The 16181-nt window shown below is 39.7% G+C and carries 18 protein-coding genes; 1 reads left to right on the top strand and 17 read right to left on the bottom strand.

The genetic code is table 11. The features are described 5' to 3' along the window. Positions 1 to 288: 288 nt before the first annotated feature. The 5 genes from AC0VXV_RS06920 to dapB form a co-directional block, all read right to left on the bottom strand. Positions 289 to 1275 carry a biotin--[acetyl-CoA-carboxylase] ligase gene (locus tag AC0VXV_RS06920; protein ID WP_475530883.1) on the bottom strand — a complete coding sequence of 329 codons (987 nt, stop codon included), beginning with the start codon at positions 1273 to 1275 and terminating at the stop codon, positions 289 to 291. After that, the gene (locus AC0VXV_RS06915; RefSeq protein ID WP_475530882.1) at positions 1253 to 2458 is read right to left on the bottom strand and encodes a CCA tRNA nucleotidyltransferase; all 1206 of its coding nucleotides are present in this window, start codon (positions 2456 to 2458) and stop codon (positions 1253 to 1255) included. Before AC0VXV_RS06915 ends, AC0VXV_RS06920 begins: the two co-directional genes overlap by 23 nt. After that, positions 2382 to 3554 carry an N-acetyl-alpha-D-glucosaminyl L-malate synthase BshA gene (gene bshA, locus AC0VXV_RS06910; RefSeq protein ID WP_475530881.1) on the bottom strand — a complete coding sequence of 391 codons (1173 nt, stop codon included), beginning with the start codon at positions 3552 to 3554 and terminating at the stop codon, positions 2382 to 2384. Before bshA ends, AC0VXV_RS06915 begins: the two co-directional genes overlap by 77 nt. 84 nt (positions 3555 to 3638) lie before the next feature. Further along, positions 3639 to 4043, bottom strand: a complete 405-nt coding sequence (mgsA, locus tag AC0VXV_RS06905) for a methylglyoxal synthase (RefSeq protein WP_475530880.1) — start codon at positions 4041 to 4043, stop codon at positions 3639 to 3641. Positions 4044 to 4059: 16 nt separating this feature from the next. Beyond that, positions 4060 to 4857 (bottom strand): 4-hydroxy-tetrahydrodipicolinate reductase, encoded by a 798-nt coding sequence (gene dapB, locus AC0VXV_RS06900; RefSeq protein WP_475530879.1) that lies wholly within the window; start codon positions 4855 to 4857, stop codon positions 4060 to 4062. A 189-nt stretch (positions 4858 to 5046) separates the two neighbouring features. Here dapB and AC0VXV_RS06895 point away from each other — a divergent pair, with 189 nt between their 5' ends. Then, positions 5047 to 5913 carry a YitT family protein gene (locus AC0VXV_RS06895; protein ID WP_251688848.1) on the top strand — a complete coding sequence of 289 codons (867 nt, stop codon included), beginning with the start codon at positions 5047 to 5049 and terminating at the stop codon, positions 5911 to 5913. Between the two features lie 164 nt (positions 5914 to 6077). Here the strand turns inward: AC0VXV_RS06895 and AC0VXV_RS06890 are convergent, their stop codons facing one another. The 12 genes from AC0VXV_RS06890 to aroH all read right to left on the bottom strand — a co-directional run bounded on the left by AC0VXV_RS06890 (position 6078) and on the right by aroH (position 16181). Further along, positions 6078 to 6758 (bottom strand): zinc metallopeptidase, encoded by a 681-nt coding sequence (locus tag AC0VXV_RS06890; RefSeq protein ID WP_475531411.1) that lies wholly within the window; start codon positions 6756 to 6758, stop codon positions 6078 to 6080. 49 nt (positions 6759 to 6807) lie between these two features. Beyond that, positions 6808 to 7407, bottom strand: a complete 600-nt coding sequence (gene lhaT / locus AC0VXV_RS06885; protein WP_475530878.1) for a lipoprotein heptaprenylglyceryl N-acetyltransferase LhaT — start codon at positions 7405 to 7407, stop codon at positions 6808 to 6810. A 181-nt stretch (positions 7408 to 7588) separates the two neighbouring features. Continuing rightward, positions 7589 to 8383: a c-type cytochrome gene (locus AC0VXV_RS06880; protein ID WP_475530877.1), complete on the bottom strand. Its 795-nt coding sequence runs from the start codon at positions 8381 to 8383 to the stop codon at positions 7589 to 7591. A gap of 39 nt (positions 8384 to 8422) precedes the next feature. Further along, positions 8423 to 9097, bottom strand: a complete 675-nt coding sequence (qcrB, locus tag AC0VXV_RS06875) for a menaquinol-cytochrome c reductase cytochrome b subunit (protein ID WP_008404891.1) — start codon at positions 9095 to 9097, stop codon at positions 8423 to 8425. A gap of 22 nt (positions 9098 to 9119) precedes the next feature. Next, positions 9120 to 9626 (bottom strand): Rieske (2Fe-2S) protein, encoded by a 507-nt coding sequence (locus AC0VXV_RS06870; RefSeq protein ID WP_475530876.1) that lies wholly within the window; start codon positions 9624 to 9626, stop codon positions 9120 to 9122. Between the two features lie 175 nt (positions 9627 to 9801). Continuing rightward, positions 9802 to 10245, bottom strand: a complete 444-nt coding sequence (locus tag AC0VXV_RS06865) for a YpiF family protein (RefSeq protein WP_475530875.1) — start codon at positions 10243 to 10245, stop codon at positions 9802 to 9804. A gap of 70 nt (positions 10246 to 10315) precedes the next feature. After that, a complete protein-coding gene (locus AC0VXV_RS06860; protein WP_475531410.1) occupies positions 10316 to 10864 on the bottom strand; it encodes a ReoY family proteolytic degradation factor in 549 nt (182 codons plus the stop codon). Positions 10865 to 10879: 15 nt separating this feature from the next. Beyond that, positions 10880 to 12124, bottom strand: coding sequence for a tetratricopeptide repeat protein (locus AC0VXV_RS06855; protein WP_475530874.1), 1245 nt, complete (start codon positions 12122 to 12124; stop codon positions 10880 to 10882). 151 nt (positions 12125 to 12275) lie between these two features. Next, positions 12276 to 13562, bottom strand: coding sequence for a 3-phosphoshikimate 1-carboxyvinyltransferase (gene aroA / locus AC0VXV_RS06850; protein WP_475530873.1), 1287 nt, complete (start codon positions 13560 to 13562; stop codon positions 12276 to 12278). 36 nt (positions 13563 to 13598) lie between these two features. Continuing rightward, positions 13599 to 14696 (bottom strand): prephenate dehydrogenase, encoded by a 1098-nt coding sequence (locus tag AC0VXV_RS06845; RefSeq protein WP_427710641.1) that lies wholly within the window; start codon positions 14694 to 14696, stop codon positions 13599 to 13601. Beyond that, positions 14693 to 15793 (bottom strand): histidinol-phosphate transaminase, encoded by a 1101-nt coding sequence (gene hisC, locus AC0VXV_RS06840; protein ID WP_475530872.1) that lies wholly within the window; start codon positions 15791 to 15793, stop codon positions 14693 to 14695. The genes AC0VXV_RS06845 and hisC overlap by 4 nt, the downstream gene beginning before the upstream one ends. A 25-nt stretch (positions 15794 to 15818) precedes the next feature. Further along, positions 15819 to 16181, bottom strand: coding sequence for a chorismate mutase (gene aroH, locus AC0VXV_RS06835; RefSeq protein WP_475530871.1), 363 nt, complete (start codon positions 16179 to 16181; stop codon positions 15819 to 15821).

Raw genomic sequence — 16181 nt, 5'->3', positions numbered from 1 at the left:
ACAAAAATACCCTTCTATCTAAAATTAGACAGAAGGGTAGTACCATACGTAAATTCAACACATTTCATACTTTAAGTGGAAATAGAATCGAATTACAAGTATAAAATGGATTAATTTATGCGCGTTTTCTTCCGTCTCTGTCTTGTGTAGATCAAAGCAGATTTTATTAATGTGGACTAGCATTTGCAGGTACAGTTCTATTAAGATACTGTCCTAGAGCTACTATAACAAGTTTGGAAGAAAACGTACAGAATAAATAATTACTGTAAAAACTTTTTAACGAGACCTTTACGATAAAAGTTCAATATCAGCAGAGTAAATGCCAATAATTTCCCCATTCGCTTGACGAATTTCCAGGACACCGCTCTCAGTTATACTGACAGCTTCCCCTTCAACGACTTCACGGAGTGTTGTTGCTTTCACTTGTTTTCCGATCGTCCCCGAAGACTGTTCCCATAGTTGTTTAATTTGACCGAAGCCGTTTTTTACGTATTCGTCACTGTACTTCTCCAATGATTCAAGCACATTGGCGACGAAATGCACACGCTCAATCGGCTCTCCTTCTTCAATAGCAATCGAAGTTGCAATAGATTGCAGCTGATCAGGAAAATCACTCTTCTGCTGATTGACATTAATCCCAATACCAATCAGCAATGCCTGGATGCGATCAGCCTCAGCTACCATTTCAGTCAAAATTCCCGTTGTTTTTTTGCCGTTGATTAAAATATCATTCGGCCATTTGATTTCAGGTGTGAAATTTTTAAAACTCGACTTCATCGCTTCAACAATGGCCACAGCAGTAACTAAAGTAAATTGAGGGGCCTGGTGCGGGGCAACATCCGGGCGTATGATGACAGTCATCCAAATCCCCTGTCCTTCTGTCGATTCCCATTCACGCATCATACGCCCTCGCCCTGCCGTTTGATGCTCAGCGATAACAACGGTGCCATCCAGTGCACCAACTCGGACAAGTTCATGCGCAACAATCTGTGTCGACTCAACCGTTTCATAATAATGAACTTGTCGGCCATAGCGTTCCGTTGTCAAAAATTGCTGTAATTGACCCATATCCACTTTATCCGGTACAGATAACAGTTTATACCCACGTTTTTTTACTGTTTCAAACTCATAGCCTTCCTGCTTCAATGTTTGCATATGCTTCCATATTGCTGTTCGGGAGACGTTGAGTTCATCCGCCAGCACTTGGCCGGAAATCGGTTCTCCATCCGCAGTCAAAAACCGTTTCAAAATTTCATCCTTCATCGTGAAATGCATAAAACCATTCCTTTAATTGTTGTTTATCATTTTGTACTTTCCCCTTTAATACCGCTTCTACTGCTGCATCTAGTGTCTGTTTAATCCAGCTGCCGCGTTTTTTCGGGGACCATTCCAACAAGTCTTTTCCTGTAATTGCAAGCTCATTCACATGCTGAATCGGCAATGTGTTTTTTCGTGCCACTAATTCTTCATAGCTTGATTCAAGTTTATGATTTTGCCTAATAGTAAATTGGTAGGCTGTTTTAAGAATCATTGTATCAAAGCGCATTAAATCAACAAGGCTCATCCCACTGAGTAGGCTTTCATAGGCATCCAACACCGTTTTTACGAAGAGCTTATCCTTATTCGAGCAGCGATACTTCGTAAGGAGCGTCAAATCGCAGCCATTTACTAAACAGAAATATGCCCATCCAACTTGTCGGTCTTCCGAATAAAACCCATCCCAATTTGAAGAAGTAAATTCGCCATATAGAAAATTACTCAATGTCGTTTTTTCCATATATTCAACGCCGAATGCAGCATGAGCAGAAATAAAAATCTTTGAAAGTTCTACTTGAATGCGCTCGATTGCAACATATTCAATCGATACTGCTTTTTGCCTGATTGCTTCGAAAGTATTTTCCTCAATTGAGAAGTGAAGCTGTGCAGCAAATCGGACAGCCCGCAGCATTCGGAGAGCATCTTCTTCAAAACGCTGATCCGGCTCCCCTACAGCACAAATAACTTTGCTGTCGATATGTTGGCGGCCATTGTAATAGTCGATGTACTCTCCCGTTTGACTTAGGGCCATCGCATTCATTGTAAAATCCCGGCGTTTTAAATCTTCTTGTAAATTTCGAACGAATTCGACTGTATCTGGACGACGATGGTCACTGTAAGTAGACTCTGTCCGGTATGTTGTTACTTCGATCGGTTCCCCGCAGTCCAGTACAATGACCGTCCCGTGATCGATTCCTACATCAATTGTTTTGGAAAAGATTGTTTGAATTTCTCCAGGTAATGCACTCGTTGCGATGTCGACATCATTATTTTCTTTTTGCAAATAATAATCCCGCACCGCTCCTCCTACAATAAAAGCTTCAAAACCGGCATATTCAATCTTTTTAATGACTTCCTTTGCCGCTTGCCATTGTTGCGGAATCATTTTTTTTTTCGACCACACTTTCATATATACGTTCATATTGTTCAACCATTTTTGATTCATGGAACTGTTCGCGTACCGATTGGAGTGCAGCTTCTTTGAAAGCTTGATGTTTTTCTTCATCCTGCAGCAGTTCGACCGCATAATCCGCGACAGCTTGCGTATCTCCAAGTGGAACCAAATAGCCGTTCCCCCCATGATCGATCACTTCAGGAATCCCGCCGATTGCTGTACCGATACCCGGTACACCGCATGCCATAGCTTCCAATAATACAAGCCCGAACGATTCTTTTTCTGAAAGCAATAACTTTAAATCACTAATCGCAAAAAGTTCTGTAATGTTTTCCTGCTTACCTAAAAACAATACATCATCCGTATAAGGAGAATCTTTAACAATATCTGTGACACGATGCTTTTCCGGTCCATCCCCGACTAATAATAATTTGGCCGGCATACGCTCACGGATCTTCAGGAATGAATCGACCACGTCCGGCAGATTTTTTATTTTACGGAAATTCGAGACATGGATAATTACTTTTTCATGCGGCAAAATACCAAATTGCTCTTTTAAATTGCCGGGATCCACAGGCTTAAATACGTCCTCATCAACGAAATTATAAATAGTTTCAATCGGTTTTTTCGTATCGATCAAAGCATATGTCTGCTGCTTTAACGATTCCGAAACAGTCGTTACTGCATCGGAACAATCAATGCCATACTTGATTGCCTGCGCCAGCGTAGAATCTTCGCCTAAAACGGAAATATCTGTTCCGTGAAGTGTAGTGACAATGCCAAAGTTCTCGCCGCTCATATGGCGGGCCAAAACCGCACAAACCGCATGAGGAATCGCATAATGAACATGTAATAAATCAAGTTTTTCCTCTTTAATAACATCAGCCATTTTACTTGCTAATGCAATATCGTATGGTGGGTATTGAAATACCGAATAATTATTCACTTCCACCTCGTGGAAAAAAACGTTTGAATAAATTTTATTAAGTCGAAATGGTACACTTGAAGTAATAAAGTGAATTTCATGTCCTCGTTCTGCCAACATTTTGCCTAACTCTGTTGCAATTACACCCGAACCTCCCACTGTCGGGTAACATGTTATACCAATTTTTAATTTTTTCATTCGGCTCCCCATCCTTTCAACAATACGATTTTAACTTTTTTTAAAATGATGAAACACATTTATAAAGTAAAATTGACCGGCTTTTTATTTTCTACGCTCTTCTAAAATGCGCCAGTCAACAAAACCTTCCTGAAGCCCTTTTAATAAAATTTCCGCTGTCCCCATATTTGTCGCAAGCGGTATATGATACAAGTCGCATAACCGCACTAATGCCATGACATCCGGCTCATGAGGCTGTGCAGTCAATGGATCACGGAAGAAAAATACCATATCCATATCATTATTGGCAATCATCGCACCTATTTGCTGATCTCCCCCTAACGGACCGGAGCGAAACTTCGTAATTGAAAGTCCTGTTTCCGCTTCAATCATTGTACCCGTAGTGCCTGTCGCATATAGATCATGCTCTTTTAAAATATCGCGATACGCAATCGCAAACTGAATTAAATTATCTTTTTTCCGATCGTGTGCTATTAATGCCATTTTCATAATTATCAACCCATTTCTAAATGATGTTCTCTAATCCGTAGATTAATGTATTGGTTTTCATTACTTCTTCAATACTAAATGTAACACCGCTCATAAAGCTTCCACGATTTAATGAATCATGACGAATCGTTAATAATTCACCTGTGCTGCCAAACAGTACTTGCTGATGTGCAACTAAACCTGGAAGTCTTACTGAATGGATATGCATGCCGTCAAAGTTTGCGCCTCTTGCACCAGTGTGTGTTTCTTTTTCTTCCGGATGCCCTTGCACTTTCGCTTTTCGGACTTCACTGATCATTTGTGCTGTTTTAATACCGGTACCAGATGGCGCATCAAGCTTTTGATCATGATGCATTTCGATAATTTCCACATCTGGGAAATATTTTGCGGCATCCTTGGCAAACTTCATCATTAATATTGCACCAATCGCGAAGTTTGGCGCAATAATACAGCCTAATTGTTTTTCTGTTGCCATTTGCTGCAGTTCTTCAAGTTGTTCGTCGGTAAAACCGGTTGTCCCAACAACTGGACGTATGTTATGTATTAATGCCTGTTTTGTTCGTTCATAAACACAAAGCGGATTTGTTAAATCTAATAGTACATCCGGCTTTGTCTCACGTACAAGCTCAACAAAATTTGTATAAATCGGAACTTCATAATGATTCGGAAACTCTTCAAGCAAGGCTAGTGATGTACCGACTTCTTTATAATCAAGTGCTGATACAAGCTCCATTCCATCATTATTCATAATTGTATGTACTGCTTCTGTTCCCATTTTGCCTCGTGCACCGGCAATTGCTACTCTGATTGTCATACTAAAAAAACTCCTTTTTACTGTTAGTTGCTTTTTATTCTTGTTTAATTAATTTGAGTAAAAGATGCGACATTCTTGCGTTCATCCATATTGTTGTCAAATACGACAAAATCAAACATAATAAACAATGTAACCTTTTTTCTGCTCCAACACATATATTCTTACTCAACCGATTTTAGGAGGTTTACTATGCAAGGAATAAAAATACAGAATATTATCGGAATTCTTATCGGTTCCGCAATATTCAGTTTCGGTTTTGTTCACTTCAATATGCAAAACCAACTGGGTGAAGGTGGATTTAGTGGTATTACACTTATTTTATATTTTACACTAAATTGGGACCCAGCATTAATGAATTTGTTATTAAATATTCCAATGTTTATTCTAGGATGGCGTTTACTAGGGAAAAAATCATTTATCTACACGATCATCGGTACACTCAGCGTATCGGTATTCTTAAAAATCTTCCAAATTTACGAAGTCGATATGAACTTACAGGATGATCTATTCCTTGTATCATTATTTGCAGGGGTATTTGTCGGGATCGGTTTAGGGATTGTGTTCCGATTCGGTGGGACAACCGGCGGGGTCGATATTTTAGCCCGACTTGCAAATAAATATCTTGGTTGGAGTATGGGTAAAACGATGTTCGGCTTTGATTTCTTTGTCATTATCCTTTCCTGGATGACGTTTTTGGATGCCCGTTCGATGATGTATACATTAGTAGCCGTTTATGTTGGCGGCCGTGTCATCGATTTAGTGCAGGAAGGCGCCTATTCAGCAAAAGGTGCATTTATTATTTCAGTGAAGTCCGATGAGATCGCAAACTTAATTACGAATAACATGGACCGCGGGGTAACCGTTTTTGACGGTCATGGTCATTTCACGAAAGAGCATCGTGATGTTTTATACTGTGTTATCGGCCGAAACGAACTCGTCCGTCTAAAAAATATTGTCCACGGCATCGATCCACATGCATTCGTATCCGTCATGGATGTCCGCGATGTAACTGGAGAAGGCTTCACACTGGACGATAAAAAACAGCCTCTCCATTAGACTAAATAAGTTTTTCATTCGTTTTGCTCTTTCTTACAGAAATCCGTTTAACCAAAGCGGACAAAACATAGTAAGGTCGTTAAATGCTTGAATAATGTTCAAAACAAAAAGGTCATTTTCCCAAATGAGAAAATGACCTTTTTTAATTTCTATTACATCAAATATTAATCTTCCGAAGTCATGCCTGTGTAAATCAGGATTAAACGTAATAGTTCCATTATTGCTACAGCTGCTGCTGCCACGTATGTCATTGCCGCTGCATTTAAAACTTTGCGTGCTGAACGTTCTTCAGTATTGTTGATAATACCTAAAGATACGACTTCATTCATCGCACGCTTGGATGCATCAAATTCTACCGGTAATGTTACAACTTGGAATACAACACCTGCTAATAATAAAGCAATACCTAGCAACAGGAAACCTGAAGATGAAGCTAAAATACCGATCAATACAAAAATCCAAGACATATTCGATGAAATATTAGCTACCGGCACTAATTTCGAACGTAATGTTAAGAACGAATAAGCATCCGCATGCTGCATCGCATGACCAACTTCGTGCGCTGCTACAGCTGTACCAGCGATTGAAGAATTATAGTAGTTGTCTTCAGACAAGGCAACCGTTTTAGTTGCAGGATTATAGTGGTCAGCTAAATAACCTTGAGTCGGTACTACACGAACATCTGTTAAACCATGTTGATCTAAAATATAACGTGCTACTTGAGCACCTGTCATTCCTTTTTCAGCTGGAACTTTTGCAAACTTTTTGTAAGTACTCTTTACCTTCATCTGCGCATATAACGGTAACAGCAAAATGATGATAAAGTAAATAATATACAACACTATTATCGAACTCCCTTTCTATCTCTTTCTATGCTTTAATTTTAAAGGCTTTCTAGTCTCGTTGCAAATATTCACGCTTACGACTTTCAAGAAAAGCAAATATTATGCATGCCATCGAAAGCCAAAAAGTGAAGTAGCCAATCTCGCTTGGATACTGGTAAATAACTCTGTAAAATGGCATTTGGCCAAACAAATAGTCGATTATATCGTTATGCAATGTCCAAATAGCCGCAACCATCACGTGCCACATTTTAAATCGGTAATTCGGTAAATACAGAACAGCCTGTACTGCCATTAAAAAATGTGAAGCAACGAGCATCCACCCGTCCGCTCCCAACTGTCCATTCTCTGCAAATGTTAGAAGATTCATCGCTACTGCCCATAATCCATATTTAATTAACGTGATAAAGGCAAGCACTTCCATTAATCTAAAGTTTCTGCCGATCAGCCAACCAATAATGGCAAAACAGAAAAATAAGCTTGCAGTGGGCGAATCCGGTACGAATATATAGTAAATCGGTTCTGTTACCGCCAACTGCCCTCGATACCAGTAATAGCCGTAAACGGTACCAAGCAAGTTAATAATAAGCAGTAATGTTAAAAAGGCACGATGGTTTAATACGTACCATAATTGCATCATATATACTCTCATTTGTTCACCTTTTTCTTCCTCATTCTTCATTATTCCGTATTATGTATTGTGTGCAACTTAACCAAATATTGTACGTCTTTAATTATATATGTTCTTAATTGTTACGCAAGCTTTCGTTAGAAACTACAAATAAACGAAAATTAAAAAGAGAGTCAATATTCTGACTCTCCAGTGTAAAAAATTATTCAGCTTCTTTTAATCCTGCGATAAATTCAGCTAAAACTTGAAGTTCTTCCTCAGTACCTGTAAATGCTCCAGCAGGCATACCGCCTCGTCCATTCACAATTACTTCTTGAACTTCTTCAGCTGATAACTCATTGCCAAGAAGCATTGGTCCGGATACCCCAGCTAAGTCTCCACCATGACAGCCGATACATGAAGCTTGGGCCTGATAGATTTCATAACCTTCGGACGTTTCATCTACTTCAACATCCGGAAGTAATCCTAAATGTTTATCCGTAATTTCACCTTGAGCATGAACTGCTTCCCAGTCAGTAGCCTGAACAGATTCCCATGTTGTATAAATAAGTGCTGCTATTGCCAACAACATAAATGCTGTCGGTAATGGTCGTTTAAATGGTCGACGTTCAGGTGTTCTATCTAAAAATGGTACCAACGCTAATGAACCAAATGCAATACCTGGAATAACCATCGCGCCAATAACGTTATATGGACCAGATGCATAAGAGTATTTTAATAGTTGGTACATTGATAGGAAGTACCAGTCCGGTAACGGTATATACGATGCATTTGTTGGATCTGCCGGGCCTTCAAGTGGTGAAGGATGTGCGACAGTTAATAATAAATAACCGATTAAGAAAACTGCACCAACCATCCATTCTTTTAATAAGAAGTCAGGCCAGAAAGCTTCTGTTTTCCCTGGATACTCGGAATAATCTTTTGGCACGTTCGGCATACGGTTACTCGCTTTTACACGTGAATCACCTACGAACTTCATACCTTTTCCGCGTTGCATAGTGTCCCCTCCTTAAAAAATAGTACAATTAGTTTCGGATCATAGAGGTCCTGAAATACCTTGGCGGCGGATCATGATAAAGTGAACTGCCAATAAAGCAAATAATGCTGCTGGTAAGAAGAATACATGAATAGCAAAGAAACGAGTTAAAGTTTGCGCCCCGATAATCGTAGAATCCCCAGCTAATAATATTTTTATTGTTTCACCTAAAAACGGAACAGATGCAGCAATTTCGATACCTACTTTAGTCGCGAATAAAGCTTTCATATCCCATGGTAATAAATAACCTGTGAAACCTAAACCTAACATAATGGCAAAGATACCTACACCAACTAACCAGTTTAATTCACGCGGTTTTTTATATGAACCTGTGAAGAATACACGAAGTGTATGTAAGAACATCATAACAATTACTAAAGATGCCCCCCAATGGTGCATACCACGAACGATTTCACCGAATGCTACTTCGTTTTGTAAATAGTAAACTGATTTCCAAGCATTCTCTACATCTGGTACATAATACATAGTTAAGAACATACCTGATAGAATTTGGATTACTGTGATAAAGAATGTTAATCCCCCGAAACAGTAAACGAATGCTGAAAAGTGATGGGCAGGGTTAACGTGCTCTGGCACTTCATGGTCGGCAATATCACGCCAAATAGGAGTAATATCTAAACGTTCATCGACCCAATCATAAATTTTATTTAGCACTGTGTCGTACCCCCTAACTTATTTAGTTACTGTGTGTGTTAGCGATTTTTTTCCCAAGCATTAAGAAACCATCATTTTCTGACACTTCATACATATCCAGTGGTCCAAGAGGCGGTGTACCTTTTACGTTTACACCTGTTTTTTCATAACGTCCCGCATGACATGCACAGAAGAATTGATTTGCGTGTTCTGGATTACCTTCCCAGTTTACAGTACACCCTAAATGCTTACATACAGGTGAGATTGCGATGATTTCGTCACCTTCTTTGTAAACCCAAGCAGCATCTGCTACTTCTGATTTGTACCAACCATCCGTCTGTTCATACGAGAAGTCCACTTTGACTGGAACTTCTGTAATTTCGGCAATTTTTTTGCTTGTTTGTACAAATTCACCATCTTCTTTTGACTGAAGAATTGGGTCAATAGCAAAACGTACCATTGGCATTAACATTCCTGCCGCCATAAATCCACCTACACCAGTAATTGTATAAGTTAAAAATTGACGTCTTGTAACTCGATTCCTACTCATCCTTTTCCCCCCTCTTACTAAAAGGTCAGTCCAACGGACATATACTTTTAAAAATAGTAAATAACTAGGACATATCTATGATATATCAACTGAATAAGTTGGTCAATATAGCATTCATTTCCAAAAGTGTAGTTTGTGAACATTTAATGAAACAATTGTCGCACATATATGCTCGTTAAACCCAAATTTTCGTAAAAGTTGGGATGACTTGTTTTAACTGGTCTTCCAAAATTCTCTGTTTTACACCCTGGTCCATGGACTCAAGTGGGATAGCCGGAAGCCAAATAATGTTTAAATATTCTTTATATTCAGTCCATGAATGGTCACAGGTAATAAAGACCACTGCTTTAAAACCTGCTTCCTTCAATTCTTTTTCCATTGTTGCTGGCATATTATCTGACTTGGTTCCCATCGTATATGAAAGGGGGGGCAATAATAAAAGACGACCTTTAAACTGCTGTTCTATGAAATTGGTCAACGTCATTAAATATTCTGAAGCAGAACTGCTCTGCTTTATTCCTTGATCCGAAAAATCCAATTGCACGAGCGGGACAATTGCCGTATCTATAAACTGCTTTTGTGCCTGGAACTGTTCTACATCTTTTACAATAAAGTTCATATTCTTTCCTCCTAGTACCTTTAAACTTCTGAAAATAGGAAAGAAGTAATTTTTTTAATAAAGTTCAAAATTACTTCGTATACTTTAATGCTTGCAATAAATTAGATAACTCGAAAAAACGATCTTTATCTCCACTGTCCAGCGCTTCATCTATTTCTTTTAACAGTTGCTGTTCCTGGAATTCTACTACACTATTTTCCAACAAACGCTCTGCTGCTAGACGGTCTTTTTCACTAATAAAGATATCAGCAGGTACATAAGGGTTTTCCTCCAGTACCGCCAAATACAGAGGATCAGGCGGTACGCTCGGGAAGTTCAGCTGAAAGTAAATTGCTTCATGTGCATTGATTCGTAAATCATGAAATGCTTTTTCAGCATCGGATGTCATAATATTTTCTTTATAAAATCGGAATGGGATACTTGTTGTCTCAATTGTCGACATTACAATGGAACGCGGGCAATAATGTGCTTCATCAACGAAATGAACGTTTTGCAACAAGTCGTCATTACTTAATAAGTAATTTAAAATCCATACACCTTCACGTCTTTTTAACTGGAAATTTTTTAAAAACCACCTGATAAACAACTTTTTGTCATTCAGTGGTACGGAATATGTCAACATGCAATCCTCCCTTTACTCAAAGCGTTCTAATAAATCAGTCCATTGTTGTTCAGAAGGCTGTAATTGGACAAGTCGCTCGGCAATTTGTTTTGCTTCATCACGCTTGCCGTCCTCAACTAAAAACAGGAAATATTTCTCTAAAAACTCAACATCATCGTTAAATTCATTATATGCCTCTTTGTAAATTTCGTATGCTTTTTCGAACAGTTCTTCTTCATTATAAGCATTGGCTACAAATGGATATAATGCGACCCATTCGAATTCATTTTGATGTAATTGTTCATATAAGGAAATAATTTCTTCAAAGCGTTGTTCCGTATTATAAACAGACATCAATACTAAAATCGCTTCCATATATTCCGGATCCAAGGCAATGGCCTCACTCAAAAATTCTATCGCTTCCTGTTGCTGGCCATTTTTCATCGCCATTTTCCCAGCAAATAAATAGAGGGATTTATCGTATTCGTCTCGTTTAAGACCTTCTTTAATAACTTTTAAAGCACGCTCATTATCCTCGAGCATTGCATAACTTTCAGCCAGCAGTAAATAAGCTGAGAAATAATCAGGGTCCAACTCTTTTAAATCTTCCAACTGTTTTATAGCTAGTTCATATTTTTCCGTCTGGAAAGCTGCATAGGCCGAGCCAAACAGCAAGTCAGCTGTAACTTCTTCTTCAAGTGCTTCCATATAATAATCCAGGGCAGTTTCATAGCCTGCACCTGCACGGTAAACTTCCGCCAAACGTTGGGCTAAAATTATACCAGCAAACTTTTTATCGATTGCATAAAGCTCTTCATAAATTCGAACAGCCTCTGTAAAACGTCCTGTTTCAAATAATAATTCTGCTTTTGCAAATTGCAGTAAAGGCTCATGCGGTAAAATTTGCAACGCATCATTAATTCGTTGTTCCGCCACTTCAAATAACCCTTGCATTTGATAATAGTCCGCCAATACCAACAATGCTTGAGGATATTCCGGTGCATCATCGGCAATCCCCATTAATAAATCAAGGGCATTATCCTCTTCACCTAGCTCAATTAATACGCTTGCACGATCGATTGAAATTTGCGCTTCCTCAGGAAATAAAAATTGCAGATGTTCAAATACACGGTCTGCTTCATTTAAAAATCCGTAATGCATAAGTGCTTCAGCTACTTCATATTGTGCTGCGGGTTCAGCATCCATTAAAAAAGATTCAAGAAGTCGGTTAATCTCCTCTAAATTTCCTTCTTGAATCGCTTGTAGTAATAGTTCCATGTGTATTTCACCTTTTTCTTTTGTTCTCAATATTATGCTACATGACGAAGCAATGCATCACAAGAAAAAGAATTCGGATGTTTTATAAAATTCATTTGGCAAAGTAAAAAAGAGATGTAAAAGTAAATTCTTTTTACATCCCCATAAATCATTATTTCATTATACTATTAACATGATCAAAAAAAGTTGGGTAGGAAACAGCGATGCAATCCGCATCATCCAATTCCACTTCCCCATCTGCAACAAGAGCAGCGATCGCACCCATCATTCCAATACGGTGATCGCCATATGTTTTCAAGCTTCCACCATGTAAAGATGTCGGACCTTCGATAACCATACCGTCATCTGTTGCTTCAATTTTTGCACCTAGCTTCTTTAACTCATTTACAACCGCATCGATACGGTTTGTTTCTTTCACTTTAAGTTCTTCCGCATCTTTAATGACCGTTTTACCAGCTGCCTGTGTCGCAAGCAGCGCAATAATCGGAATTTCATCGATTAGGCGAGGAATAATAGCGCCCTCCACTGTCGTTCCTTTTAGATCGGAAGTTTCAATCGTAATAGTTGCAGTTGGTTCTGCCGCATTCTCGTCATCGATTGCAACCGACATTTTCGCACCCATGTTTTGAAGCACTTCCAAAATGCCGTCACGCGTCTCGTTGACACCCACGTTTTTAAGAACAATTTTGCTGTTTTTCGCAATGGCACCAGCAACAAGGAAAAATGCAGCCGAGGATATATCACCTGGTACATTTATATGTGTTCCTGTCAGTGTTTGGCCGCCTTCCAATGACACGACACCATCTTCAACAGTTACCGTTGCCCCGAACTGTCGCAGCATACGTTCTGTATGATCACGTGAAATCTCTTCCTCACGCACAACTGTTGTACCTTCCGCACGTATACCGGCAAGTAGAATAGCTGATTTCACTTGGGCACTTGCTACAGGCATTTTGTAGTCGATCGCCTTTAACGGTCCACCTTGAATCGCGAGTGGCGTATATTGTCCATTATCTCGACCGGCTATTTTGGCACCCATTAAACGTAAAGGATCTGCAACACGACGCATTGGACGCTTACCAATCGATGCGTCTCCTGTCATGATTGTATGTAGTTTCGTGCCGGATAATAGCCCTAGCATTAAACGCGTTGTCGTACCCGAATTTCCTGTGTAAAGCACTTCTTTCGGTTCGGTCCAACCGTCGATTCCTGGACTGTTTATTGTTACATCTGTCCCGTCAACTTCAATGTCTACCCCAAGCTTTTGGAAGCAGTCAATTGTACGCAGACAGTCTTCACCTAATAAGAAGCCGCTGACAGTTGTTTTTCCTTTGGCAATGGAGCCGAACATCACCGAGCGATGCGATACCGATTTGTCACCTGGTACCGTAATATCTCCCTGTAATGAAGGTTGACTGTATTGCAATGTTGTACTCATTTATGAACCCCCCTTTTAAGAAAATCCCATTTGTCTTTATGAAATATAAGTATCAAACTTTGCCTTGTGTGCAATGCATTGTGCGGCACGTTCACGGTCTTCGTTTGTCTGGAAACTAATGACCAAAATACCGAATACATCAACACGTGTTTCAACGATACGTATATTTGTAATACTTATATTATTTTCAGCCAATAATCCTGTTACTTCTGAAATGACCCCTGGATAATCCGGTATATCGACATAAAGATCATAAGGCATATACAGGGCACCGTTTGCAACCGGCAAACTGTCCCGGACATCACGCGCTTCACTGAAGTAGTTCTCGATTGCCTTCGCATCACCTTCAGCCAATAGATCACGGACCCGTTGCATTTCTGTAAGCCAATTATCTAGCTGTCCGACTAATTCCTGCTTGTTTTGCATAGTAATATCACGCCATAAAGCAGGGTTTGAGGAAGCAATTCGTGTAATATCACGGAATCCGCCGGCAGCTAACGAAGAGGTCATTGGATATGTCTGTTTTTCACTATTCAGCTGATGTACTAAAGATGCCGCGATAATATGAGGGAAATGGCTTACAACAGCTGTCATATGATCGTGTACCTTTGCATCGACCACGACCATTTTCCCGAGTGTAAATTTCAGCAGATCGTCCAGTGCAGCTAGTTTTTCAAGTTCTTCCCCTTCATGGGGTGTCAGCATATAGTAGGCATTTTCCAGTAAGTATGGCTTTGCTGCTGTAATACCGCTTTTATGGGAACCCGCCATTGGGTGACCGCCGATAAAAGTAATACCCAGTTGCCTCAGCTCTAATGCTTTTTCCATTATTTTCGCTTTTGTACTGCCTGTATCTGTAATAATGACATTGCGTTTTAATTCCCAGGACTTTAACTGTTCCATAAAGTCGAGTGTGACATTTACCGGTGTACCAAAAATAATTACGTCCGCCTCTTTTGCAAACTCAGCAGGATTTTTAACTACTTCATGAACGACTTGTAATGTGTCCGCTAATTGTCGCGTTTGTTCATGAGCATCATAGCCGAACACTTTTGTATGTGGTGCCTTCTGCAAAGCCATCGCTACAGATCCACCAATTAACCCTAGTCCGATTACGAAGACATTTCGTGTCATGCAAGTACTCCTTGCTCATTTAAGACTTCTGCAAGTAGTTGTAAAAATCTCGCATTTTGAGCTTCTGTACCGATCGTCACCCGAATATAACCTTCCAATCCTAATGCCGCTCCGCTTCGGATAATAAATCCGCGCTTCATCATTTCTTCAAATACAACATTACTTGGAGCTTTCACTTCAAACATGACAAAGTTCGTTTGCGAAGGGAAATAATTTAAACCGTGCTGCTCACAAAATTCTACAAATTGCTTCTTGCCGATTTCATTTGCTTCACGGCAGCTGGCAATGTATTCCTGGTCCTGTAGCGCGACCTGCGCAACTTGTTGGCTTAGAATTGTATTGTTGAACGGTGCACGTACCGGGTCAAGCTTCGCAATAACGTCTGCTTGGGCAATTCCGTAGCCGACACGGAAAGAAGCCAGTCCATACGCTTTTGAGAATGTACGCAATAAAATTAAGTTCGGGTAGTCACGGAAATAATGCAACGTATCTTTATAAGAGGCATCGTTAATGTATTCCACATATGCTTCGTCCAATACAATGAAAACATCCTTAGGCACTTTAGCCAAGAAAGCACTCAATGTTTCATCCGATACGATCGTACCTGTCGGATTGTTCGGATTACATACCCAAACAACCGATGTATTTTCATCAATTGTCTCCAGCATTGCTTCTAAATCATGGACACCATTTTTCAATGGTACTTTACGCACTTCTGCTCCTTCAATCTCTGCATTATGCCAGTATTGAGAAAATGACAAATCTGCCATGACTGTGTTTACACCTGGATATAATAATGCACGGGTAATGATTGCGATTAAATCATCCGAACCATTCCCTAAAATGAGTTCATTTTCGGCAACGCCATAGAAATTCGCCAATGATGTTCGTAAGCTTTGAGCATAACCGTCCGGATATATTGCATGATTGGATTCATCTTTTTGTAAAAATTGTTTTACTTTTGGGGAGCTGCCAAAGGGATTTTCATTTGAAGCAAGCTTCACGACTTCATCTAATCCGAAAAGCTTCTTAACTTCTTCAATTGGTTTTCCCGGTTGGTAAGCTTTCATTCCAAATAACTGTTGTTTCCACTTCATCCTCAACGTCTCCTCTAACTCGCAATTATTTCACTAAATCTGGTCTTAATTTTACCGCATCTTCTAAATATACATGTTGGATTTCATTCTGTGGTGTATCCGTATTTACATGTAGTAATACGCGGATACATAATGGCAGTGCACCAGGCACATCCATCTCATGCATGCACATAATCGGCACATACTGCCACCCTGGCATCGACCGTACCGACTTGGCAGGAAAGGCGGAATGAATATCCGGTGTTGTAGAAATAGTCACAGAGGCAATATCTTCCGGTTCAATTTTATTTTGTTTCGCAACTTCTTTCACTAGTCTTGCCGTTTCTCCCCATACGTACTCGGCTATATCTTCAGCAATCGTAATTGCACCGCGAATTCCACGAATCAT

Source organism: Solibacillus sp. iso_87 (assembly GCF_056173085.1).
The sequence above is the reverse complement of the archived record's forward strand: the minus strand, read 5'-3'. Positions and strand labels throughout refer to the sequence as shown.